This window comes from Microbacterium nanhaiense, from assembly GCF_014646015.1.
GTDB classification, from domain to species: domain Bacteria; phylum Actinomycetota; class Actinomycetes; order Actinomycetales; family Microbacteriaceae; genus Microbacterium; species Microbacterium nanhaiense.
The window spans coordinates 252611-274557 of the sequence record NZ_BMMQ01000004.1 but is presented as its reverse complement, the minus strand read 5'-3'; the positions used below and the strand labels follow the sequence as shown (position 1 = coordinate 274557).

Here is a 21947-nt window from a genome sequence, read left to right as displayed (position 1 = left end):
TCCGCGGCGGTCTGACCGGGACGGTTCCCGTCTTCGACGTCGGCTTGGCGGAGCCAGTTCTGCAGGGTCGCTTCGCTGATACCGAAGTCGGTGGCGATCTGTTTGATGGTGACGCCGCTCTCACGGCGACGAGCGACCGCGACGACATCCTCGCGGAACTCTCTGGGATAGGGACCGGGCAGGATGACATCCTCCCCGTCAGCGCCTCCCGACGCTAACGATCAGTTGTCACCGATCCATTCCTCACGCCCGACCTCTGACAAACGAAGCCGCATCCCACGGAAAAAGCGAAGAAAGATTCGAAGTAAGAACCCCGCTTCTCGATCTACGGATCATATATGATCCACCATACATAATCGATCCGGTCGTGCTAGCGTCAGCGCAGAAGGAGAAAACATGTCTCACGCCGCTCCGCAGCCCTCGGCCATGGCGCCGATGTCCCGCACCGCTCACGTGCTCGAGTCCCTCCGCTGGCAGATCCTCAATGGCACGCTGCACGCGGGGCAGGCCCTCGTCGAGGCCGAGCTCGCCCGCGCGTTCGGCGTCTCGAAGACCCCGGTCCGCGAGGCGCTGAAGACGCTCGCCGGCCTCGGGCTCGTGACGATGAGCGAGTACCGCGGGGCCGTCGTTCGCTCCGTCGACTACGAGATGGCCCGCGCCGTGTTCGAGATCCGCCTCCTTCTCGAACCGCAGGCCGTCGCGATGGCCGTCGCCGCCGGCAACACCGACGTCGCCGCGGCGCGAGCCGCCCTCGAACGCGCCGCCGAGACGGACGACGACGCCGAGCGCAGCCTCATCAACCGCGAGTTCCACCGCCTGACCTACTCCGCGTGCGGCAACCCGCTCCTGGTCACGATGCTCGACGACCTGCGCGACCAGACGGCGCTCATCACTGTGAACGCCTGGCGCTACGGCATCACCTGGATCCACGAGGCCCACGAGCACGAGGCGATCCTCGACGCGATCGAGAGCGGCGACGCCGAGCGCGCCCGCGAGCTCGACGAGAACCACATTCGTTCATTCACCGACGACGTCGTCACACGACTGAAGGAGCACGATGAGTAGTCATACGGCCGCGCTGGAGGGGATCGTCGCGATCCCCATCACGCCGTTCAGCGAAGGGCGCGTCGACGACGACGCGTACCGGATCATCCTCGACAGGATCCTCGACGCGGGAGTGACGACGCTCACGCCGAACGGGAACACCGGCGAGTTCTACGCCCTCACCGCTGAGGAGCGCCGCGCCGTCATGGAGGCCTGCGCCGAGCACACCCGCGGCCGGGCCACGCTCGTCGCCGGGGTCGGCTTCGACACCGCGACCGCGATCGCCGACGCGCGGCACGCGGCCGAACACGGTGCCGAGTTCATCATGATCCACCAGCCCGTACACCCCTACGTGTCGCGCGAGGGGTGGATCCAGTACCACGCCGCGATCGCCGACGCGGTGCCCGAGCTCGGCGTCGTCCTGTATGTGAAGACCCCGCGGGTCGACGGATCCATGATCCGCGAACTCGTCGACCGCAGCCCCAACGTCGCGGGCGTGAAGTACGCGCTGCCGGATCCCGTGCTCTTCGCCGCGGTGCGCGAATCGGCGCCCGAGATCGTGTGGATCGCCGGGCTCGCCGAACCCTACGCGCTGTCGTACTTCGCGCACGGCGCGACCGGCTTCACCTCCGGCCTCGTGAACGTCCTGCCCGAGCTGTCGGTCGCGCTGCTCACGGCGCTTCGCGCAGGAGACTTCGCCGTCGCCCGCGAACTTGAGTCGCGCATCGCCGAGTTCGAGCGCCTGCGCGGCGCCGACGGCAGCGCCGACAACGTCAGCATCGTCAAGGAGGCGCTCGCCCAGCTCGGCGTCGTCGCCCGCGACGTGCGCCCCCCGAGCTCGCCCGTTTCCGAGGCCGCGGCCGCGAGGGTCGGCGCGATCCTCGCCGACTGGGCGCGCGATTTCGACCTCGCGGCGGGAGCTGTGGGAACGGCGGGAGCGGCACGATGAAGATCACCGGATTCGAGGGCTTCCTCACCCGCGTCGGCAACCGGCCGCGCGTGCTCGTCCGCGTCGACACCGACGAGGGCATCTCGGGTTGGGGCGAGGCCTACAACCATGGCCCCGACGAGGCGCTGTTCCCCGTGTTCGAGTACATGTTCGCGCAGATCATGGGCGAGGATCCGCGCCGCGTCGAGCACCTGACGCAGAAGATCACGCGGCTCGCGCGATTCCCCCAGGGCGCCATCGGGCTTGCGGCGCTCTCCGCGATCGACCACGCGCTGTGGGAGATCTCGGCGATCGCGCTGAACGTGCCCGTTTACCAGCTGCTCGGCGGCCGGGTGCGCGACCGCGTGCCCGTCTACTGCGGCCTCTACACGGCCCCCGACGCCGAGGTCGCGCGCGACCAGACGGCCGAGCTCAACGAGACCTACGGCCTCATGGCCTTCAAGCTCAGCCCCTGGCGCGTTGACATCCACGCCCAGCGCTGGGGCCTCGTCGTCAGCCAGATCGCCGACTACTTCGGCGAGGTGCGGGCGGCAGCGGATCCGCGATGGGACTTCGCCTTCGACGCGCACGCGCAGGTCTTCGAACCGTATCGCGCGATCGAACTCGGCAACGCGCTCGCGCCGTACCAGCCGATGTTCTTCGAGGAGCCGATGCGCCCCGAGCACATCCCGTCCTGGCAGCATGTGCGCGCACAGTTGCGCGTGCCGCTCGCGACGGGCGAGAGCCTGTATAGCCCGCACGAGTTCCTCGCGCTCCTGACGGCGGGCGGCGTCGACATCGCGCAGCCCGACATCGCCGTCGTCGGCGGGCTCTCGCAGATGCGGCGCATCGCGACCCTCGCCGAGACCCACAACGTAATGATCGCCCCGCACAACCCGATGGGTCCGCTCGCCACCGCCCACAACCTGCACTTCGCGGCGGCCTGCAGCAACTTCTTCAAGCTCGAATACAAGTTCGACGGCACCACCTGGTGCCCGGATCCGTACCTGCCGGTCGACGGCCATCTCGAGCTTCGCGAGGACCGGCCGGGCTGGGGCGTGACGATCGACGAGGAGGCGCTGCGCGCGTCCGACACGATCGTGTGGAACCGCGCCCTGCACGTGCGCCCCGACGGGTCGTGGGCCTGGGCCTAGGCGGGAACGTCCTCCGGGGTATCCAGCGCCCGCACCTCGAGGCCCGCGGCGGTCGCGAGCGCGGCCAGCGCGCCATCGATCAGCTGCAGGTCGCGCAGCGAGAGCTGGCGCGGGCTGAGGGTGCCTGCGTCGTCGAGATCCTTCGCGACGCGCTCGAAACGCGAGGCGGATCGCGTGTATATGCGCTTCGTGGAATGTTCGCCGAGGCCGCGCATGAGCTCGTTCATGGAAGCGATGAGCACCTGCCCGGCCTCGGCGATCTCGTCGGCCTTCGGCCCCGCCACGACCGCCACGTGCGCGCTGTCGATGAGGAGATCGCGGGCGCACGAGTGCGCCGCGTTCGCGGCGAACCACCACTGCTGCTCGACCCCGCCGAGCGAGCCGGGCACGCGGAGCACGGCGCGCTTGGGCTCCGTCGCGGCTGCGAGGGCCTGGAAGCTCGCGTCCAGGTCGCGCGCCGCGGCCCGAAGCGGGGACTCATATGCCGAGTCGCGAATGCGCAGCATCGCGGGTCCGACGAGCTTCGAGAGCGCCTCGACGAGCTCGCGGGTCGCGACGCGCACGACGCGGCCCGTGCGCAGGGGAAGCACGAAGATCACGGTGACGACCGCCGCGCCCGATCCGACGACCGTCTCGAAGAGGCGCAGTCCCAGCAGCTGCTCGGAGTACTCCGCGAGCTGCACGTAGAGCTGGGCGATGAGGATCGTGAGCGCCGCCGTGAAGAACGCATAGCTGACGCGCATCATGTACATGCCCACGAACAGCGCCGCGAGGATGACGGCGATCGCGACGTAAGGGTGCGGGCCGACGAGGTGCGCGAGCAGCGCGCCGATCACCACGCCGATGACGGTGCCGATCACGCGGAACGCGCCCTTGCGCACCTGCTCGGCGGCGTTGTTGGCGCCCATGAAGGTCACGAAGGCGGCGATCACCGCCCAGGAGAAGCGCTCCTGCGAGACGATCGCGCCCACGACGATCGCGATGATGCCGGCGACCGTCATCTGGATCCCGAGCCGCACCGACGGGTGCAGCCGGGCGGACAGTCGCTGGTGCGAGCCCTCCTCCGAGGCGGTCGCGCTGACCTTCGAGGACCCGGGAAGCCACCCGCCCGCCAGCGTGACGGCGGGCAGGAAGTCGTCGTCCACGCGGCGGTCGCGCCGGCCGAAGCGCTGGCCCGCCAGCACCTGGATGACCTCGGCGTAGTCGCTCACGCTCGTCGCAAAGCGGTGCACCACGACGCGCGCGTCGCCCGAGAGCTCGGAGGAACGGATCCACTCGCGCACGCGCTCACCCGCGGCGGCGGTGCCCTGCGGATCCCGCCGCCGGATCGCGAGGAACGGCTCGCGCGCGAGCGCGAGGCCCTCGTCGGGGATCCCGAGCCGCGTCATCGCGCGGGCGAAGCGCGCCGCGTTCGCGAGCGACAATTCGGCGCCGAAGACGAGGCGGTGCAGTTCCTCGGCGGTCGTGTCGAGGGGCAGGCGCGGGGACTCGGCGAGCTGCGCGTCGATCATGAGCGCCGTCTCGTTGAGGCGGATCAGCTGATCGACCTGGCGTTTGCGGCGCGCGGCCGACTCGGGGTGCTCGAGCAGGTCGACGCTCGCGGCCGCGACGACGTCGGCGCGCCGGAGGAAGGATCGCCGCAGGCGCCGCACGGCCGTCGACCGGCTCGGCAGGAACATCGCGAGATACGCGAGGATCGCGACGGCGCACCCGATCGCGAGCGCACCGGCGATCCAGCCGAGCCCGGAGAGATCCGTGAGCCGGCCCAGGAACATGCCGAGGAAGTCGCCCATGAACAGGCCCTGGCCGATCGTGAACCCGTTCGCGCCGAAGCGGCGCAGAAAGCCGGACGCGCCGAGAATCAGCACCATCACGATGAGCCCCGTCGTGCCGTAGGGCGCGAGGCCGAGGCCGATCGCGATGCCCACGAGGAGCGACGCCGGCAGCAGCACGAGCGCGCCGATCGCCTTGAGCGTCGTGGCGTGCATCGGCCCGACGAAGGTCGAGATCATGCACACCATGGCGCCCGCCATCATGCACATCACCCCGGCGGCGCGGTTGATCGCCTCGGCGCCCGGCGTGCCCTCCGGCACCGTGAGCGGGTGGGCGATCTGCACGTAGATCCACTCGGCGAGCAGCGCGATGCCGACGGAGACCACGGCCTGGGCGGCCGTGCGCAGTCGCGTGAGGCCCGGATCCGAGGCGAGGAAGCGGTTCAGCCACTCTCCCGGGGCGAGGCGTGCGGGGCGGGGAGTCGGCGTGTGCATTCTGGATCCAGTTTAGTGACGCCTCGATCCGCAATACATGGGCGGCACGGCGATACCCTGGCCTCGTGAACATCAGGGGGTACGAACCGCGCGACCTCGAGCACCTCGTCGAGGTGGGTGTGCGCACCGCGGATGTCGGCGGAGATGCCACGGGCATGCTCGACGACGACCGGTTGTGGGCCGAGATCTACCTGTTGCCGTACCTCGATCGGCATCCCGATCTCGCCTTCGTCGCCGAGAACGGCGCCGGTCGTGAGGTCGGATACATCATCGGCACGGACGACACCGACGCCTTCGACGCGTGGTTCGCGCGCACCTGGTGGCCGTCGCGCCGCGCGGCGTACTCCGGATCCGCGAACCCGCGACAGCGGGAGCTCGTCGCCTCCGCCGACGCGCGCAGGGCGGGGTCGGCGTTTGCGAACGCGTATCCCGCGCACCTGCACATCGATCTGCTGCCCGAGACGCAGGGGAAAGGCATGGGGCGGATGCTCATCGCCCGTCTCGCCGACGCGCTCGCGGCGAGGGGTGTGCGCGGCCTGCACGCCGTCGCGTCGGCGGACAACGCCGGTGCGGTCGCGTTCTACCCGCGGCTCGGCTTCGTGGAGCTCGACGCGGATCCGGGGGCGCGGGCGTTCGGGCTCGACCTGACGCACTGAGCATCCGGCACATCACAGCCTTCGTTCATCAAACGGCTCGAAACACGCGTAAAGTCGACCGAGGTCAGGCTTACCTAAGTCGACCCTCCCTCGAACGAAAGACCCCGCCATGCGCCGCGCTCCTCTCGCCCTCGCATCCCTCGCCGTCGTCGCGGCACTCGTCCTCTCCGGCTGCACGAGCACCGACAACGAAACCGCCGACAAGGGCGGCCAGGAGCAGGCCGCCGGAGGCGGCGGCGCCGGCGACAACCAGTCGGGCATCGCGACGGGCCAGGAGGGCTTCCAGAACGTCCGCGAGCTGACGAGCCAGCTCGGCACCGACGCCGAGCCGGGCGAGTTCCCCCGCACGATCAAGAACATCACGGCGAACGAGACGATCGGCGAGACCGAGATTCCCGCGAAGCCCGCCCGCGTCGTGGTGCTCGACTCCGGTGAGCTCGACAACATGATCGCGCTCGGCATCCAGCCCATCGCGTATGCGCACTCCGAGTCGATGACGAGCATGCCCGACTACCTCGACGCGGGCGACGCGGTCGATCTCGGCAGCTACGACGCCCTCGACCTCGAGCAGCTCAAGAACCTCGAGCCCGACCTCATCATCGGCACTTCGCTGCGCATCGACGACGACGGCCTCAAGGCCAAGCTGCAGGACATCGCCCCCACCGTGCTCGCGGTGCGCCCCGGCGTGACCTGGAAGGAGAACTTCTCGCTCTTCGCCGCGGCGGTCGGCGAGGAGGAGAAGGCCGCCGAGATCCTCGCCGACTACGAGGAGCACGTCGCCGAGGTCGGCGCCGACGTCGTCGAGGCGAACGGGGGAGAGGCGCCGAGCATCTCGATGCTGCGCTTCATGGCGGGCCGCATCCGCCTCTACGCCAACGACTCCTTCATCGGCGTGATCCTGCAGGATGCGGGCCTGAAGCGCCCCGAGATGGAAGACATCGACGAGCTCGCCGCGGAGATCTCGCCGGAGGAGGTCACCCTGGCCGCCGGAGACTGGCTGTTCTGGGGCACCTACGGCGAGCCCGACTCGACCGACCAGGCGTCGGTCGTCGACGGCCCGCTCTGGGGCGAGATCCCGGCGGTCAAGAACGGCGGCGTCGTCGAGCAGATCTCGGACGACATCTGGTACCTCGGTCTCGGCACGCTCGGCGCCGAGCTCGTGCTCGACCAGCTGGACGAGTTCGCCGACGCCGCCAAGTGACACAGGCCCTCCAGGCGAGCAAGGGGCGCACGTCGATCGCCTTCGCGGCGACGGCGGCGCTCCTTGTCGCGTCCGTGGTCCTGAGCCTCGCTATCGGCTCGCGCGCTCTCTCGCTCGACGAGATCTGGCGCGGGCTCACGGGATCCGATCCCGTCGCGAGCGCCGTGATCTGGCAGCTGCGCTTCCCGCGCACGCTGCTCGGGCTGCTCGTCGGCGCCGCCCTCGGGGCGGCCGGCGTGCTCGCGCAGGCCGTGACGCGCAACCCGCTCGCGGATCCGGGGCTGCTCGGCATCTCCTCGGGTGCGGCCGTGTCGATCGTCGCCGGAACGGCGTTCCTCGGTATCGGCGGCGGCGCGGGCCGCATGGTGCTCGCCGTCGCGGGCGCCGCGCTCGCCACCCTCATCGTCTTCGCGTTCGCCTCGCGCAGCCCGGAGGGGCTCAGCCCCATCAGCATGACCCTCGCGGGCATGGCCATCACCGCCTGCCTCGGTGCCGTCGTCTCCGCCATCGTCCTCCTCGACGCCGAGTCGATGGACCAGTACCGCTTCTGGCAGGTCGGCGCGCTCAGCCTGCCGGATCCGCGCCTGCTCTGGATCGGCGCGGCGGTCGCCCTCGTCGGCGCGATCGTCGCGGCGGCGATCTCCGGATCCCTCGGCGCCCTCGCCCTCGGCGACGACACCGCGAGCGCCCTCGGGGTGAAGGTCGGCCGCACGCGCGTGCTGGCCGGCGCCGCCGTCGTGCTGCTCTCCGGCATGGCCGTCGCGCTCGCCGGCCCCATCGGCTTCATCGGACTCGTCATCCCGCACGCCGCGCGGGTCTTCGTCGGCAACGACGTGCGCCGCACGCTCGCGCTCTCGGCGCTCCTCGGGCCGCTGCTGCTGACGGTCGCCGACATCATCGGGCGCGTGGTCGTGCGGCCCGCCGAGTTGCAGGTCGGCGTCGTCACGGCCGTGATCGGCACGCCCGTCTTCATCTGGCTGACGCGCCGCATGCGCGCGAGGAAGGGGGCGTGATGCGCATCAGGCCCCGCGCCTCCGTCGCCCGCGCGATCGCCGCCGCCGCGCTCGTGCTCCTCGTCGTCGCCGTCGTCGCGATGAGCGTCGGCGACCGCGCGACGAACCCCGCGGAGCTCGTTCGCGCGCTCTTCGGATCCGGTGAGGAGAACGTCGTCTACGCCGTGCGGGAGGTGCGCCTCCCGCGCGTCGTCCTCGCGGTGGTCGTCGGCGCCGCCTTCGGGATCGCGGGCGGCATCAGCCAGGGCGTGCTGCGCAACCCGCTCGCGAGCCCCGACGTGCTCGGCGTCTCGGCCGGCGCCTCCGTCGCCGCGGTCGGCGTCATGGCGATCGGCGCCCTCGGCGGGCCCATCGGCCTCGTGCCGATCCCCGTCGCGGCGCTCGTCGGTGGCTTCGGCGCGGCCGCCCTGATCGCGGCCCTCGGTTTCGGCGCGGGCTTCCGCGGTCGCTCGCTGCTGCTCGTCGGCATCGCGCTGTCGACCGCGCTGACGGGCATCACGCAGTACCTCCTCACCCGCATGGACGTCGCGGGCGCGCAGAGCGCCGCCTCGTGGCTGACGGGTTCCCTCAATGCACGCGGCTGGGACGACGCGGCTCCCGTGCTCATCGGCGTCGCCGTCGTCGTGCCGATCGTGCTGATCCTCGGCCACAGCGCCCGCGCGCTCATCTTCGAGGACGACCTCACGAGGAACTGGGGGATCAACGGATCCGCCGTGCGCGTCGCGCTGCTCGCCTGCTCGGTCTCGCTCGCGGCCCTCGCCACGAGCGCCGGCGGTCCCATTGGCTTCGTCGCGTTGGTCTCGGGGCAGGTGGCGCGGCGCGCGGCCCGCGTCGCCGACATCCCGCCGATCCTCTCCGGCCTCATCGGCGCGATCATCGTGCTCGTCGCCGACACCGCCTCCCGCACCGTGTTCCCGGTGCAGCTGCCCGTGGGTGTGCTGACGGCGATCGTCGGCGCGCCGTATCTTCTCTACCTGCTGCAGCGACCGCGTCGCGGAAGGGGTGCCCTGTGAGCCTTTACCCGGATTCGCGCCTGAACGGCGAGGGACTTCGCCTCTCGTACGGCGAGCGCAACGTCGTCGAGAACCTCTCGGTCGGCTTCCCCGACGGCAAGGTCACCGTCATCGTGGGCGCGAACGCCTGCGGCAAGTCGACCGCACTACGGGCGTTCTCGCGGCTCATGAAGCCCGAGGGAGGCGTCGTGACGCTCGACGGCAAGTCGATCGCCGACCGCCCGTCGCGCGAGGTCGCGAAGACGCTCGGCCTGCTGCCGCAGTCGCCGATCGCGCCCGAGGGGCTGAGCGTGCGCGATCTCGTCGCGCGCGGCCGCCACCCGCACCAGTCGTGGTGGAAGCAGTGGAGCGACGACGACCGGATCGCCGTCGACGCCGCCCTCGAGGCGACCGGCATGATCGAGCTCGCCGAGCGCGACGTCGACGAGCTCTCGGGCGGTCAGCGCCAGCGGGCGTGGATCGCCATGGCGGTCGCGCAGGAGACCGACCTCCTCCTGCTCGACGAGCCCACGACCTACCTCGACATCGCGCACCAGCTCGACGTGCTCGATCTCGTGGCGCGCCTGAACCGCCAGCACGGCCGCACGATCGTGATGGTGCTGCACGACCTGAACCTCGCGATCCGCTACGCCGACCACATCGTGGCGATGCGCGGCGGCAGGCTCATCGTCGAGGGCCCGCCGAAGGAGATCATCACGCGCGAGTTCCTCGCCGAGGTGTTCGGCGTCGCGGGCGAGGTCGTGATGGATCCGATCATGGGCCACCCCGTCGTGCTCCCGCACTCGACGATCGCGCGCTAGTCCGGCCCGAACCGCGGGGATGGCCCCGAACGGCGGAGAAGCTCGGGGGTTTGCTCCGAAGTTCGGGGCCAGTTCCGCGGCACCGGATCCTCACGGCCGATCCGGGAAGCCCTCCGCGCGAGCCGTCCAGCCCGCCGGGAGCTCGGGCTCGTGGCGGGTGCCGTCGGCGTCGGTCCAGCCGCCGAAGAGCAGCGCCACCGCCATCAGCAGCCCGCCGTTGCCCGGCAGGTAGAGCGGCATGCGGTTGGGCACCTGCAGGTTGTGCCCGTTGGCCAGGTAGACGTTCTTCTGCGCCTCCCGCAGTAGCAGGTCGATCGCGTCGTCCGTGCGGCCCAGGCGCGTCGCGCACATGGACAGCATCGGGAAGTCCCAGCCCCACGCGCTGATCCAGGTCCAGCGCGTCAGGGCGCGCTCGAGCGTCTCCCACATCACGGCGTGGTCGATCAGGCCCGTGTCCGGCACGACGCCGAGCGCCGCGACCATCGAGGGGTGATCGGTGTACGCGGTGCGCGCGGGGCGCTGCACCGCGTCGTACCAGGATCCGTCGTCGTCGCTCGAGACGGTCGCGCGGATCCCGTCCGCGATCTCGTCCCAGAGCGGCACCGGATCCGCACCGCGCCGCAGCCGCCAGGCCTGCGCCGTGCGCAGGGCCCAGCGGACGTAGGCGAGCTCGAACAGCGGATCCCAGGTCTGCTCGGCGCCGTAGATCTCCTGCGCCGGCATGAGCGGCGGCGCGAGGTGCCAGCCGTCGTCCTCCCGCCACGCGAAGGAGGCGAGGAAGGCGGCGGTCTCGTGCACGATCTCGGCGTATTCCTCGAGCACGCGCTCGGGGTCGGGCGCGGTGCGCCACAGCAGCTCGGCGAAGTGGATCGGATGCGGCTGCTGCCAGACGAGCAGCGGGCCGATCTCGTTGGGGCTCTCGATTGCCTCGGGCCCGACGTGCTTCGGCCAGCGCGCGCCTTCGAAGCCCTGGGAGGCTGCGATCTCGCGGGCCACCGGCAGCGCGCGGTGGTACCAGCGGAAGCTGTTCTCGAGCATCTCGGGCCGTCCCCAGGCGGCGAAGTGCGCCGCATGCCACCAGTGCATCTCGAGGTGGAAGGTGCCGCCCCAGCTGTTGCAGACGAGGCCCGTCTCCTGCGGGGGAGTGCTGCCCGACGAATTGATGATGGTCTGATACTGCGAGAGCACGACGCGGCGCTCGAGCTCGGCGGCCCGCGGGTCGGAGCTGCCGGAGAGGTCGAGGGCGGCGCCCGACCGCCAGGTGCGCTCCCACCCCTCCGCGGCGCGCTCCAGGATCCGCGCGGCCGGTAGCGGCGCCGCATCGAAGGCGTCGGGCGCGAACTCGACCGCGAGGGCGATCTCGGATCCGTCGGCGCGCGCGATCCACGCGTGCGGCCCGGAGCGCTCGATCCGGGGCGCCCCCGTGAGGCGGGCGCGGTAGCGGGTCTCGTCGAGGGTGCGGGCGATCTCGACGCCGCCAGGGATGTCCGCCGGATCCGAGGAGTGCGCGTCGTCGGCGTCCCAGACGGGCGGCGCCTCGAAGCTCTCCTCGACGGTGGGGAAGGCGACCTCGATGCCGAGGCGCCCCTCGGCGAGGAGGGGCGAGGACGCGACGACGCCGAGGGCGTCGCGGCGCGGATCCACGCTCGTGGCGACCGTGACCTCGGCACCGCGCAGCCGGAAGCGCGACCGGACGGTACCCGCCCACAGGTCGAGCCGCTGGTCGATGGCCTCGATCTCGTCGAGTGCGAGCGCCGGTTCCTCGCCCAGCGCGACGAACGCGATGCGGGCGAGGTGCACGCGTTGCGGGTTGGCCCAGTAGTAGTAGCCCGCGGCGCGTCCGGCGGCGCGCGACTGCTCGCGATCCTCCCGGAAGTCGTACGCGGTCGGGTAGAGGGTGGTGCCGCGCGGACCGCTCGCCGGTTCCAGGGTGTCGTCGAGGCTCAGGCCCTCGGGGTTCGGCGCCCAGTGGTAGCACCACTGCGCCTGCGTGCCGAGCGGCATGGCGGCGATCTCGTCGCGGCGCCCCGCCGCGCGCTCGTACTCCTCGGCGAAGGTCTGCAGGCCTGTGACGTCGACCGTGACGGCGAACTCCCCGTTGCCGACGCTGGGCGGGGCCTCGCGGTGGAACTCGCGATAGCGCACCGCGTGCCGGTCGACGAGCCCTCTGCGATCGATCATTCTTCCCTCACCTCATCGTCGAAATGGAAAATCGATTGTTTTTACCTTAGCGGAGCGGCAGAAGAGCTTGCACTCGCCCGCAACATCGCTATTGTGGTCATACCGAGGTGGACGACGCGGTCACCTCCGAGAGCAAAGGTTTGTTCACAATGGACGCTTTCCGCGACGCCACCCGCTCGTCGGTGGGCTTCGGCGCGGCCTACTACGCCGAGTATCAGCCCCACGATCGCCTGGACGAGGACATGCGGCTCATGCGGGAGGCGGGGTTCTCGATCATCCGGGTGGGTGAATCGACCTGGAGCACGTGGGAGCCCGACGACGGCGAGTTCGAGAGCGCGTGGATGCGCCGCGTGCTCGACGCCGCCGCGGAGCACGGCATCGGCGTGATCCTCGGCACCCCGACCTACGCCGCGCCGCCGTGGCTGTTCACCGAGCACCCGGAGATCGCCGCAGAGGGCGCGCGCGGCCAGCGCTTCAGCTGGGGGGCGCGCCAGGAGATCGACCTCGCGAGCCCCGTCTTCCGGGGCTACGCCGAGCGGATCATCCGCCGCATCGTCTCCGAGTTCCGCGACCACCCGGCCGTCGTCGGCTACCAGGTCGACAACGAGCCCGGGCTGATCCTGCTACACAACGATGAGGTCTTCGAGGGCTTCCGGGCCTGGCTCGGCGCCCACTTCGACTCAGCCGCCGAGGCGAACGAGAGGTGGGGCCTCGCCTACTGGTCGCACCGCCTGCGCGATTGGGGCGACCTGTGGCGCCCCGACGGCAACGCCCAGCCGCAGTACGACCTCGCCTGGCGTAGGTATCAGGCAGAGCTCGTCGCCGAGTTCATCGGCTGGCAGGCGGGCATCGTCCGCGAGCTCGCGCGCGAGGACCAGTGGGTCACGACCTGCATCGCCTATGACCGGCCCGCCGCCGACGACCGGCGCATCGGCGAGGCGCTCGACATCGTCTCGGGCAACGCGTACTACCGCATGCAGGACGGCCTCGACCACCCGGCGCCGAGCCGCCCCCAGGGGTGGATGACCGACGGCGTGTGGAGCGTGTTCCTCAGCGCCGACCGCATGTACTCCTCGCACCGCGCCCCCTTCCTCGTCACCGAGACGAACGCCGGCGCCATCAACGCCTCGAACGTGTCGGAACCCGGCTGGGACGGCCAGTGGCGCCAGGCGGCGTGGGCGATGATCTCGCGCGGCGCGCGGCTCATCGAGTACTGGCACTGGCACACGGCCCACTTCGGCACGGAGACCCACTGGGTCGGCGTGCTGCCGCACGACCAGCGACCCGGCCGCGTCTACGACAACATCGCCGCCCTCGGCGCCGAGCTGCGCGAGCTCGGCCCGCGCGTGGCCGCGACCCGGCCCGACGCCCAGGTGGGCTTCCTCTTCTCGACGGACTCGAAGTACGCCCTCGCCTTCGAGCCCGTCTTCCCCGACGAGCCGAAGTCGCCCGCTTCGCGGGGCTACCAGCGGATCCTCGAGGCGTTCTACCGCGGATCCTTCGCGGCGGGCCTGCAGGCGCACGCGCTGCACGACCGCGGCCTGCCGGGCGGCGAGGAGCTCGCCCGCGACTACCCGATGCTCGTCGTCGCGGGCCAGTACGTGATGCCGGACGCGCTCACGGAGACGCTGCTCGCGTACGTCGCGGCGGGCGGCCACCTCGTGATCGGACCGCGCACGGCCTACGGCGACGAGTGGGCCGTGGCCCGCACCGCACCCCAGCCGGCGGGCCTCGCGGATCTCGCGGGCGCGGGCTACCAGGAGTTCTCGACCCTCCGCTCGCCCGTCGGTGTCGCGGGCGACGGGCCGCTGGGCCGCGCCGAGGGGTGGGCGGAATGGCTCGTCGCCGACGATGCCGAGGTGCTCGCCCGCTACGAGCACCCGCACCTGTCGCGCTTCGCCGCCGAGACGACCGCGGCGCGCGGGGCGGGGCGCGTCAGCCTGATCGGCTTCGTGCCCGACGACGAGGCGGCCGCCGCGATCTTCTCGCGCCTGGCCGAGCTCACGGGCCTCGACCGCTTCTCGAGCGAGGCGCCCTCGGTGACCCATGCCTCCAGCACGGGCGAGACCGAGCGGCTGCACGCCTACTTCAACTGGTCGGACGACACCGTGACGCTGCCCTGGCCCGCCGGCCAGGTCGACGCCCGCGGCGCCGCCCGCGCCGAGCTGACGCTGACCGGCCGCGACGTCGCCCTGCTGTGGGAGCCGCTGGCCGCCGACATCGATTCCTGGGAGGAAACGCGATGACGCAGATCAAACCGCTCGAGGGCATGCTCGTCCTCGACTTCAGCCAGTTCCTGGCCGGGCCCGTCGCGGCCACGCGCCTGGCCGACCTGGGGGCGCGGGTGATCAAGATCGAGCGTCCCGGCGAGGGCGACATCGGCCGCACGCTCGCGTTCGCGGGCAGCCGCGCGGGCAGCGACACCGTCTCCTTCCACGCGATGAACCGCGGGAAGGAGAGCGTCGTCGCCGACATGAAGGATCCCGCCGACCGCGCCTTCGTGATGCGGCTCGTCGCGCGGGCCGACGTCGTCATCGAGAACTTCCGCCCCGGCGTCAGCGAGCGTCTCGGCCTCGACTACGCCTCGCTGCGCGAGGTCAACCCGCGCATCGTGCACGGATCCATCACCGGCTACGGCCGCAGCGGGCCGTGGGCGAAACGGCCGGGGCAGGACCTACTGGCGCAGTCGATCGCGGGCCTGCCGTGGCTGAGCCCCGGCGACGCCCCGCAGGCCGTCGGCCTCTCGGTCGCCGACCACCTGGCCTCGTGCCACCTGGCGCACGGCGTGACGGCGATGCTCCTGCGCCGCGAGCGCACGGGCGAGGGCGGCACGGTCGAGACCTCGCTGCTCGAGTCGCTGCTCGACCTCGAGTTCGAGCTGCTCTCGGTCAAGCTCACCGACCCCGCGGCGCTCGGCGAGGGCTTCGGCTCAGATACTGGCGGCGAGCACGGCGCCCATCGTTTCCTCTCGGCCCCTTACGGCATCTACCCGACCGCCGACGGCAACCTGTCGATCGCGATGAACCCAGTCCCGAAGATCGGCGAGCTGCTCGGCATCGCCGAGCTCGCCGAGTACGCGGATCCGCAGAGCTGGTGGGATCACCAGGGCGAGATCGAGGAGCTCATCGCGGCGCGGCTCGCGACGCGGCCCACCGCGGAGTGGCTCGAGATCCTCGACGCGGCCGACGTCTGGTGCGCGCCCGTGCACACGATCGACGAGCTCGTGCGCCACGAGGGTTTCGTCGAGATCGGCATGGTGCAGCGGGTGAGCCGCACGGAGGCTGACGGATCGCGCGTCGAGGTCGACACGATGATGTCGCCGCTGCGGATCGACGGCGCGCGGATCGCCCCCGCGAACGCGCTCGCCGCGCCCCTCCTCGGCGCCGATAGCGCGGCCGTGCGCGCCGAGCTGGGGGAGGGTGTCGCCCGTGTCGCGTGAGCTGAGGGGCATGACCTGGCGGCACGACCGCGGCGAGCGCTCCATCGTCGAGGCCTCGCGCGAGTGGTCGCGCGAGCATCCGGGGGTGACGTTCGCCTGGGAGTCGCGCTCGCTGCTCGACTTCGGCGATCAGCCGCTGGCCGAGCTGGCGGGCGAATACGACCTGCTCGTCATCGATCACCCGCACGTTGCCGAGGCCGCCGCGCAGGGGTTGCTCGCGGCCTTCGAGGCGGCGCCGGATCCGTCCGCCTTCGTGGGGCGCTCGCAGCCCAGCTACGTCTGGGGCGGCGCGTGCTGGGGGCTGGCGATCGACGCGGCGACGCAGGTGAGCCTCCACAGACCCGAGCTGCTGCCGGACGCGCCGAGCGATTGGGAGGGCGCGATCGCGCTCGCCCGCGAGGGCCGCGCGATCTGGGCTGGGAAGCCCGTCGACGCCTTCGCGTCGCTGTTCACGCTCGTCGCGGGCATCTCCGGATCCGATCCCGCCCGCGGCGGCCGGTTCTGCGACGACGGGGTCTTCGAGGAGGCGTGGTCGGTGCTGCGAGACCTCGCGGACGCGGTGCCGGAGCGCTGCTTCGACGCGAACCCCATCGACGTCGCCGAGGAGCTCGCGACGGGCGACGAGTTCTCCTACTGCCCGCTCGCGTACGGGTACACGAACTACTCGCGGGCGGGGTACCGGCCGCACCGGGTCCGCTATCGCGACATCCCGTTCGCTCCGGGCACGCGCGAGCCCCGCGGATCCATGCTGGGCGGCGCGGGCATCACCGTGTCGGCCGGCTCGGCGCACCTCGCCACCGCGCAGGAGTTCGCGCTGTGGGCGGCGCGGCCGGAGGTGCAGACCGGCGTGTATTTCGACGCGGGTGGGCAGCCCGGGCACGCCGCGGCGTGGTCGGATCCGCGCCTCGACGCGCTCACCGACGGCTTCTTCTCGGGCACCGGCGAGTCGATGCGGCAGGCGAGCTTGCGCCCGGGACACCCCGCGTACATGCGCCTGCAGAACGAGGGATCCCGCGAGATCTGGGCCGGGCTGCGGGACAAGAGCGACGGCCAAAGCGTGCGCGCCCGCCTCGATGAGCTGACGGCGCAGATGGAGGAGAGCGCATGAGGGTGCAGAGCCGCTACTTCGAGGACTTCCGGGTGGGGGAGGCGCGCACCTTCCTCGGACGCACTATCACCGAGTCCGACATCGTCATGCACGCGGGCCAGACGGGCGACTTCTTTCCGCACCACATGGACGCCGAGTGGTGCCGCACGCAGAGCTTCGGCCGGCGCATCGCGCACGGCACGCTCATCATCTCGATCGGGGTCGGCATGACGGCCGACGACGTCAACCCGGAGGCCACGAGCTACGGCTACGACCGCATCCGCTTCGTGCGCCCCGTGTTCATCGGCGATACCATCACGGTGCGCGCCGAGGTGACCGCGATGAGCGATCACGCGAAGCGCCCGGGTGAGCTGGGGCGGCTCGACGAGACCGTCACGGTCACGAACCAGCACGGCGAGGTCGTGCTCTCGCTCGTGCACCTGTACGTGATCAACAAGAAGGGCGCCGCATGAGCCTCGACGCGCACCTGCACATCTGGGACCGCACCCGGTCGAGCTACGCCTGGCTCGAGAACGCGCCCGCGGAAATCGCGGGCAGCTTCTCCGTCGACGACGCCTTCGCGGCGCTCGCCCCGCACGGCGTCGAGCGGGCGATCCTCGTCCAGGCCGACGAGACCCTCGACGAGACCGCCTTCCTCCTCGAGACGGCGGCGGCGGATCCGCGGATCGCGGGCGTCGTCGCCTACCTGCCGCTGCACGATCCGGGCGAGTTCGAGCGCGGCTGGGACCTGTTCGGCGGGCACCCCTGCCTCGCCGGCATCCGCAACCTCACGCACGACCGCGACGACGAGGACTGGAACGCCCGGCCCGAGGTGCTCGCCGGCATCGCGGCCGTCGCCGAACGCGGCCTTCCGCTCGATTACGTGGCCGTCACACCCCGCCACCTCGCGCACGTGCCCGCGATCGCGGAGCGCCACCCCGAGCTCACGATCGTCGTCGATCACCTCGCGAAGCCGCCCGTCGGATCCGCGGACGCGTGGGCCGCGTGGCGCGCGGGGGTCGAGCGCGCCGCGCGCCACGAGAACGTCGTCGCCAAGGTGTCGGGGGTGTACGGCGAGGACGCGCCCGGCGCGACGGTCACCGACGCCGTGCGCCTCGCCGTCGACGCCTTCGGCGCCGGGCGCCTCATGTTCGGAAGCGACTGGCCCGTCATCGTGACGGCGGGCGGGCCGGACCGGGCACTGCCGCCCATGCTCGACGCCATCGCGGCGCTCGGCGCGGCGGAGCGCGACGCGATCCTCGGCGGCACCGCCCGGCGCGTGTACGGGGTGGGCGCATGAGCCGCCCGGAGTTCGCCCCGCACGAGGCGTACGCCGTGCCGCTACCCGCCGCGCCGCTGCCGATCGTCATCGTCGGCGCCGGCGGCATCGTGCGCGACGCGCACCTGCCCGCCTACCGCAAGGCGGGCTTCCCGGTCGCGGCGCTCGTCGACCGGATCCCCGGGAAGGCCGAGACGCTCGCCGCGGACTTCGACGTACCCCTCGTCCTCGACAGCCTGGACGATGCCGTCGCCCGCTTCGGCACCGGCGCGGTCTACGACGTGGCGCTGATGTCGGATCAGTTTCCCGCCGCGCTCCGCGCGCTGCCGGAGGGCGCGGCCGTGCTGCTGCAGAAGCCCCTCGGGCTCACGCTCGCCGGGACGGCGGAGCTGCAGCGGATCGTTCGCGAGCGCCGGCTGATCGCCGCCGTCAACACCCAGCTGCGCTTCGCCCCCTACGTCGCCGAGGCCCGCCGGCTGATCGCGGTCGGCGAGATCGGCGAGCTGATCGACATCGAGATCCGCGTGATCGTCGAGACGCACTGGGAACTGTTCCCGTACGTCTTCGCGCTCGAGCGCATGGAGATGCCGCTGCACAGCGTGCACTACGTAGACCTCGTGCGCTCCTTCGTCGGCGACCCGAGCTCGGTCAGCGCCGTGACCGTGCCGCACCCCGGAAAGCCGCTCGCGAGCACCCGCAGCGTGTACATCCTGCACTACGAGGGGCGGCCGCTGCGCGTCACGGTGCTGACGAACCACGACCACGACTTCGGCCCCGAGCACCAGTCGAGCAGCATCGTCTGGCAGGGAACGACGGGTGCGATCCGCGCCCAGATGGGCCTGCTGCTCGACTACCCGCGCGGGGGAACGGACCGCCTGCAGCGGGCCGCACCCGGCGGGCCCTGGGTGGACGTTCCCTTCGCGGGCACCTGGTTCCCGGACGCCTTCATCGGATCCATGGCGACGGTGCAGCGCCGCGCCACCGGCGAGGCCGACAGCATGCCGACCTCGGTCGACGACGTGGCGCGCACGATGGCGGTGCTCGAGGCCGCGCACGAGGCCCAGGCCCGCGGCGGCGTGCCGCTGCCGCGCACCGAACGCTCAACGCCCTGCGAGAGGATCGAGTCATGACCACGCTGAAGGACGTCGCCGAGCACAGCGGGGTGTCGATCTCGATCGCCTCCCGGATCCTCAACGGCGACGCGAGCGTGCGGGCGCGGCAGGAGACGAAGGACCGCGTCGTGCGCTCCGCCGAGCTGCTGCGCTACGTGCCGAACTCCGCGGGCCGCAACCTCCGCCGCTCGCGCACGAACCTCATCGCCCTGGTCGTGCCGGACGTGACGAACGCGACCTTCGCGGGGCTCGCGAGCGCCATCGAGTCCGAGGCGGTCGGGCGCGGCTACCTCATGCTGCTCGGATCCTCGCAGGAGGCGCAGCCCGGCGCCCCCGGTTTCGCGCGCGTGCTCGAGGAGCGCCGCGTCGACGGCGTGATCCTGCAGAAGCACGACGGCGCCGATGCCGAACTCGTCGCGCGCAGCCTGTCGGATCCGCGCCGCGTCGTCTTCGTCAACAGCGGCCCGGTCACCGAGGTCAGCTCCGTCGCCCTGCCCGATCGCGCCGCCGCACGGCTGGCGACCGAGTACCTGCAGCGGCACGGCCACGAATGCATCGGGTTCGTCGGCGGCCTCGCAGGCACGGGCACCGAACGCGAGGAGGGCGTGCGCGAGGCGCTCGCCGCCGCCGGATCCGCGCTCGAGTTCGCGACGCACCTCGGATACACGCTCGCGGCGGGACGCGACGCCGCGCGGATCCTCCTGACCCGCCCGAACCGGCCCACCGCTCTCGTCGTCGCGAACGTCAACGCCGCCTTCGGCGTGCTCCTCGAGGCGCGCGAGCTCGGGATCCGCGTGCCGGACGAGCTGTCGATCATCGCGATCCACGACGTCGAGCACGCGGCGCTCACGGATCCGGGTCTCACGACCGTGCGGATGCCGATGGAGCAGCTGGGGCGCGCCGCCGTCGCCGCACTCGTGCGCCGCATCGACGGCGGCGAGGTCGAGCACCTGACCGTCGAGGGCGACGTCGAGGTCATCGAACGGGGGTCGGTGCGTGAACTTTGACCCCGAGCGGATCCGGACCCCGCACAAGCACCCCGAGCTCGTGATCGCGCCCTCGTTCCGCGAGGGCGACTTCTTCTCGCACGGCGTCGACTGCCCCTTCGTCTTCCACCACGAGGGCCGGCTCGGCATGACGATGATCGGCTGGGACGGCATCGGCTACCAGACCGGGCTGTCGTGGTTCGACGGCGAGGCGTGGTCGTCGCCCGAGCTGGTGTTCGGACGCGACGCGGGTTCGGAGCACCGCCGCTACAACGCCGCCCTCACGAGCATCCTGCGCGACGACGAGCTGAGCGGATCCGGCGAGCTCCTGCCGATCGACGGCTGGTTCTACGGCACCTATCACGCCTATCCCGCCCCGGGATACGAGGCCGGGCCCGGCATCGTCGGCATCGCGCGTAGCCGCAACCTGCGCTCCTGGGAGGAGTACGGCACCCCGCTCATCGCCGGCGAGGGGGCCGCGTGGGAGCGCGGCGGGCTCTACAAGTCGTGGCTCATGCGAGACGGCGAGCGCTTCCTGCTCTTCTACAACGCGAAGGACGACCGCCCGCGCGGCTGGCAGGAGCAGACGGGCGCCGCGGAGTCGGCGGACCTCCTCGCCTGGCGGCGGATCCCCGAGAGCCCCCTCCTGCGCAACGGCGCGGAGGGCGCGATCGACGACCGCTTCGCGAGCGACCCGTGCGTGCTGCGCGACGGCGACACGTGGGTGATGTTCTACTTCGGGCTGTCGAGCGACGGCCGGGCCCGCGAGACCTACGCGACCTCGGACGACCTCGTCACGTGGCGGCGCAGCGAAGAGGTGCTGATCGACGTGGGCGGGCCCGGCAGCATCGACAGCGCCTACGCGCACAAGCCCGCCGTCATCACCCACGACGGCCGCCTTGAGCACTACTACTGCGCCGTCGCCGCCCTGCCGGATCCGGTCGAGATCGGCGAGTTCCGCCAGCGCGAGCGCCGCGGCATCGCCGTCGCGCGCGCCTAGCCCGCGCGGGCGGATCCCTTCTTCTTGTAGTGCCAAACTGCGGAGGTGGCCCCGTACTGCGGAGGGTCTGGGGGTTTTACTCCGCACTTGGGGGTCATCTCCGCACTTGCCGCACCCGGGCCCCTCTTCCTGCCTCGGCCCCGAACTGCGGATCTGGTCCTCTACTGCGGAGCAGTTGGGGGTTTCCCTCCGCACTTGGGGGTCGTTTCCGCACTTGCCGCACCCGGGGCACCTCCTCCCCCTCCCGCAACCCACAACTTCGGAGGTGGCCCTGCATTGCGGAGGGCCTCGCTATCTTCCTCCGGAGCTCGGGGTCATCTCCGCAGTACTGCACCTGCGGGCGGAGCTCTCCCTTTCGCGGCCCTCAACTGCGGAGATAATCCTGCATTGCGGAGCACCTGGGGGTTTTCCTCCGCACGTATCGGTCATCTCCGCCGTTGCCGCACTCGGGGTGCGCCCTCGTCCTCCCTCGGCCCCGAACTGCGGCGCTGGTCCACTATCGCGGAGCACCTGAGGATCTTGATCCGCAGTTCGGGGCCAATTCCGTCGCACCGCACCTGCGGGCGGATCTCTCCCTTTCGCGGCCCCAAACTGCGGATGTGGTCCTCTACTGCGGAGGGTCTGAGGGATTTACGCCGCAGTTGGGGGTCATCTCCGCACTTGCCGCGCCCGGGGCACCTCCCCCCTCCCGCAACCCACAACTGCGGAAGTGGCCCCTTACTGCGGAGCACCTCGGCGCATTCCTCCGCAGTTCGGGGCCAACTCCGCGGCACCGCGCCTCCCACCG

At 71.5% G+C, this 21947-nt stretch carries 19 protein-coding genes; 16 read left to right on the top strand and 3 right to left on the bottom strand.

Annotation, left to right across the window (positions count from 1 at the left end; all coding sequences use genetic code 11):
- Window positions 1-182, bottom strand: a 182-nt coding sequence (locus tag IEX05_RS08895; protein ID WP_229661232.1) for a transposase, incomplete at its 3' end; no start/stop codon positions are given.
- 214 nt (window positions 183-396) lie between these two features.
- Between IEX05_RS08895 and IEX05_RS08890 the strand changes: the two genes are divergently transcribed.
- From IEX05_RS08890 to IEX05_RS08880, 3 genes are read left to right on the top strand one after another with little or no spacing between them, the layout of a single operon-like run.
- A complete protein-coding gene (locus IEX05_RS08890) occupies window positions 397-1065 on the top strand; it encodes a GntR family transcriptional regulator (protein WP_188701009.1) in 669 nt (222 codons plus the stop codon).
- Entirely contained in the window at window positions 1058-1993 is a 936-nt protein-coding gene (locus IEX05_RS08885) for a dihydrodipicolinate synthase family protein (protein ID WP_188701008.1), read from the top strand. The genes IEX05_RS08890 and IEX05_RS08885 overlap by 8 nt, the downstream gene beginning before the upstream one ends.
- Entirely contained in the window at window positions 1990-3126 is a 1137-nt protein-coding gene (locus IEX05_RS08880; protein ID WP_188701007.1) for a mandelate racemase/muconate lactonizing enzyme family protein, read from the top strand. Before IEX05_RS08885 ends, IEX05_RS08880 begins: the two co-directional genes overlap by 4 nt.
- On the opposite strand, the gene IEX05_RS08875 is transcribed toward IEX05_RS08880, so the two are convergent.
- Window positions 3123-5393 (bottom strand): FUSC family protein, encoded by a 2271-nt coding sequence (locus tag IEX05_RS08875; RefSeq protein ID WP_188701006.1) that lies wholly within the window; start codon window positions 5391-5393, stop codon window positions 3123-3125. The two genes, IEX05_RS08880 and IEX05_RS08875, sit on opposite strands and share 4 nt — an antisense overlap.
- 65 nt (window positions 5394-5458) lie before the next feature.
- Between IEX05_RS08875 and IEX05_RS08870 the strand changes: the two genes are divergently transcribed.
- The 5 genes from IEX05_RS08870 to IEX05_RS08850 all read left to right on the top strand — a co-directional run bounded on the left by IEX05_RS08870 (window position 5459) and on the right by IEX05_RS08850 (window position 10076).
- Window positions 5459-6049: a GNAT family N-acetyltransferase gene (locus IEX05_RS08870; protein WP_229661225.1), complete on the top strand. Its 591-nt coding sequence runs from the start codon at window positions 5459-5461 to the stop codon at window positions 6047-6049.
- A 109-nt stretch (window positions 6050-6158) separates the two neighbouring features.
- Complete coding sequence (locus IEX05_RS08865) at window positions 6159-7250, top strand: ABC transporter substrate-binding protein (protein ID WP_188701005.1); 1092 nt, start codon at window positions 6159-6161, stop codon at window positions 7248-7250.
- The gene (locus IEX05_RS08860) at window positions 7247-8263 is read left to right on the top strand and encodes a FecCD family ABC transporter permease (protein WP_229661224.1); all 1017 of its coding nucleotides are present in this window, start codon (window positions 7247-7249) and stop codon (window positions 8261-8263) included. Before IEX05_RS08865 ends, IEX05_RS08860 begins: the two co-directional genes overlap by 4 nt.
- Window positions 8263-9276: a FecCD family ABC transporter permease gene (locus tag IEX05_RS08855; protein ID WP_188701039.1), complete on the top strand. Its 1014-nt coding sequence runs from the start codon at window positions 8263-8265 to the stop codon at window positions 9274-9276. Before IEX05_RS08860 ends, IEX05_RS08855 begins: the two co-directional genes overlap by 1 nt.
- A complete protein-coding gene (locus IEX05_RS08850; protein ID WP_188701004.1) occupies window positions 9273-10076 on the top strand; it encodes an ABC transporter ATP-binding protein in 804 nt (267 codons plus the stop codon). The genes IEX05_RS08855 and IEX05_RS08850 overlap by 4 nt, the downstream gene beginning before the upstream one ends.
- A gap of 90 nt (window positions 10077-10166) precedes the next feature.
- On the opposite strand, the gene IEX05_RS08845 is transcribed toward IEX05_RS08850, so the two are convergent.
- On the bottom strand, window positions 10167-12257 hold the full coding sequence (locus IEX05_RS08845) for a hypothetical protein (RefSeq protein ID WP_188701003.1): 2091 nt from the start codon (window positions 12255-12257) through the stop codon (window positions 10167-10169).
- 149 nt (window positions 12258-12406) lie between these two features.
- Between IEX05_RS08845 and IEX05_RS08840 the strand changes: the two genes are divergently transcribed.
- The 8 genes from IEX05_RS08840 to IEX05_RS08805 are packed head-to-tail and all read left to right on the top strand — an operon-like array spanning window position 12407 to window position 21160.
- The gene (locus IEX05_RS08840) at window positions 12407-14503 is read left to right on the top strand and encodes a beta-galactosidase (RefSeq protein ID WP_188701002.1); all 2097 of its coding nucleotides are present in this window, start codon (window positions 12407-12409) and stop codon (window positions 14501-14503) included.
- Window positions 14500-15696 (top strand): CaiB/BaiF CoA transferase family protein, encoded by a 1197-nt coding sequence (locus tag IEX05_RS08835; RefSeq protein ID WP_188701001.1) that lies wholly within the window; start codon window positions 14500-14502, stop codon window positions 15694-15696. The genes IEX05_RS08840 and IEX05_RS08835 overlap by 4 nt, the downstream gene beginning before the upstream one ends.
- Window positions 15686-16804 carry an extracellular solute-binding protein gene (locus tag IEX05_RS08830; protein ID WP_188701000.1) on the top strand — a complete coding sequence of 373 codons (1119 nt, stop codon included), beginning with the start codon at window positions 15686-15688 and terminating at the stop codon, window positions 16802-16804. The genes IEX05_RS08835 and IEX05_RS08830 overlap by 11 nt, the downstream gene beginning before the upstream one ends.
- On the top strand, window positions 16801-17256 hold the full coding sequence (locus tag IEX05_RS08825; protein ID WP_188700999.1) for a MaoC family dehydratase: 456 nt from the start codon (window positions 16801-16803) through the stop codon (window positions 17254-17256). Before IEX05_RS08830 ends, IEX05_RS08825 begins: the two co-directional genes overlap by 4 nt.
- Window positions 17253-18083: an amidohydrolase family protein gene (locus tag IEX05_RS08820; protein ID WP_188700998.1), complete on the top strand. Its 831-nt coding sequence runs from the start codon at window positions 17253-17255 to the stop codon at window positions 18081-18083. Before IEX05_RS08825 ends, IEX05_RS08820 begins: the two co-directional genes overlap by 4 nt.
- Window positions 18080-19192: a Gfo/Idh/MocA family protein gene (locus tag IEX05_RS08815; protein ID WP_188700997.1), complete on the top strand. Its 1113-nt coding sequence runs from the start codon at window positions 18080-18082 to the stop codon at window positions 19190-19192. The genes IEX05_RS08820 and IEX05_RS08815 overlap by 4 nt, the downstream gene beginning before the upstream one ends.
- Complete coding sequence (locus IEX05_RS08810; protein WP_188700996.1) at window positions 19189-20181, top strand: LacI family DNA-binding transcriptional regulator; 993 nt, start codon at window positions 19189-19191, stop codon at window positions 20179-20181. The genes IEX05_RS08815 and IEX05_RS08810 overlap by 4 nt, the downstream gene beginning before the upstream one ends.
- On the top strand, window positions 20171-21160 hold the full coding sequence (locus IEX05_RS08805) for a glycoside hydrolase family protein (protein WP_188700995.1): 990 nt from the start codon (window positions 20171-20173) through the stop codon (window positions 21158-21160). The genes IEX05_RS08810 and IEX05_RS08805 overlap by 11 nt, the downstream gene beginning before the upstream one ends.
- The last annotated feature ends 787 nt before the right edge of the window (window positions 21161-21947 follow it).

Coding starts and splice junctions, on each gene's coding strand:
- IEX05_RS08865 (WP_188701005.1), top strand. CDS start 6,159: ATGCGCCGCGCTCCTCTCGCCCTCGCATCCCTCGCCGTCGTCGCGGCA.
- IEX05_RS08820 (WP_188700998.1), top strand. CDS start 17,253: ATGAGCCTCGACGCGCACCTGCACATCTGGGACCGCACCCGGTCGAGC.
- IEX05_RS08810 (WP_188700996.1), top strand. CDS start 19,189: ATGACCACGCTGAAGGACGTCGCCGAGCACAGCGGGGTGTCGATCTCG.
- IEX05_RS08845 (WP_188701003.1), bottom strand. CDS start 12,257: ATGATCGATCGCAGAGGGCTCGTCGACCGGCACGCGGTGCGCTATCGC.
- IEX05_RS08855 (WP_188701039.1), top strand. CDS start 8,263: ATGCGCATCAGGCCCCGCGCCTCCGTCGCCCGCGCGATCGCCGCCGCC.
- IEX05_RS08815 (WP_188700997.1), top strand. CDS start 18,080: ATGAGCCGCCCGGAGTTCGCCCCGCACGAGGCGTACGCCGTGCCGCTA.
- IEX05_RS08890 (WP_188701009.1), top strand. CDS start 397: ATGTCTCACGCCGCTCCGCAGCCCTCGGCCATGGCGCCGATGTCCCGC.
- IEX05_RS08825 (WP_188700999.1), top strand. CDS start 16,801: ATGAGGGTGCAGAGCCGCTACTTCGAGGACTTCCGGGTGGGGGAGGCG.
- IEX05_RS08880 (WP_188701007.1), top strand. CDS start 1,990: ATGAAGATCACCGGATTCGAGGGCTTCCTCACCCGCGTCGGCAACCGG.
- IEX05_RS08840 (WP_188701002.1), top strand. CDS start 12,407: ATGGACGCTTTCCGCGACGCCACCCGCTCGTCGGTGGGCTTCGGCGCG.
- IEX05_RS08875 (WP_188701006.1), bottom strand. CDS start 5,393: ATGCACACGCCGACTCCCCGCCCCGCACGCCTCGCCCCGGGAGAGTGG.
- IEX05_RS08835 (WP_188701001.1), top strand. CDS start 14,500: ATGACGCAGATCAAACCGCTCGAGGGCATGCTCGTCCTCGACTTCAGC.
- IEX05_RS08885 (WP_188701008.1), top strand. CDS start 1,058: ATGAGTAGTCATACGGCCGCGCTGGAGGGGATCGTCGCGATCCCCATC.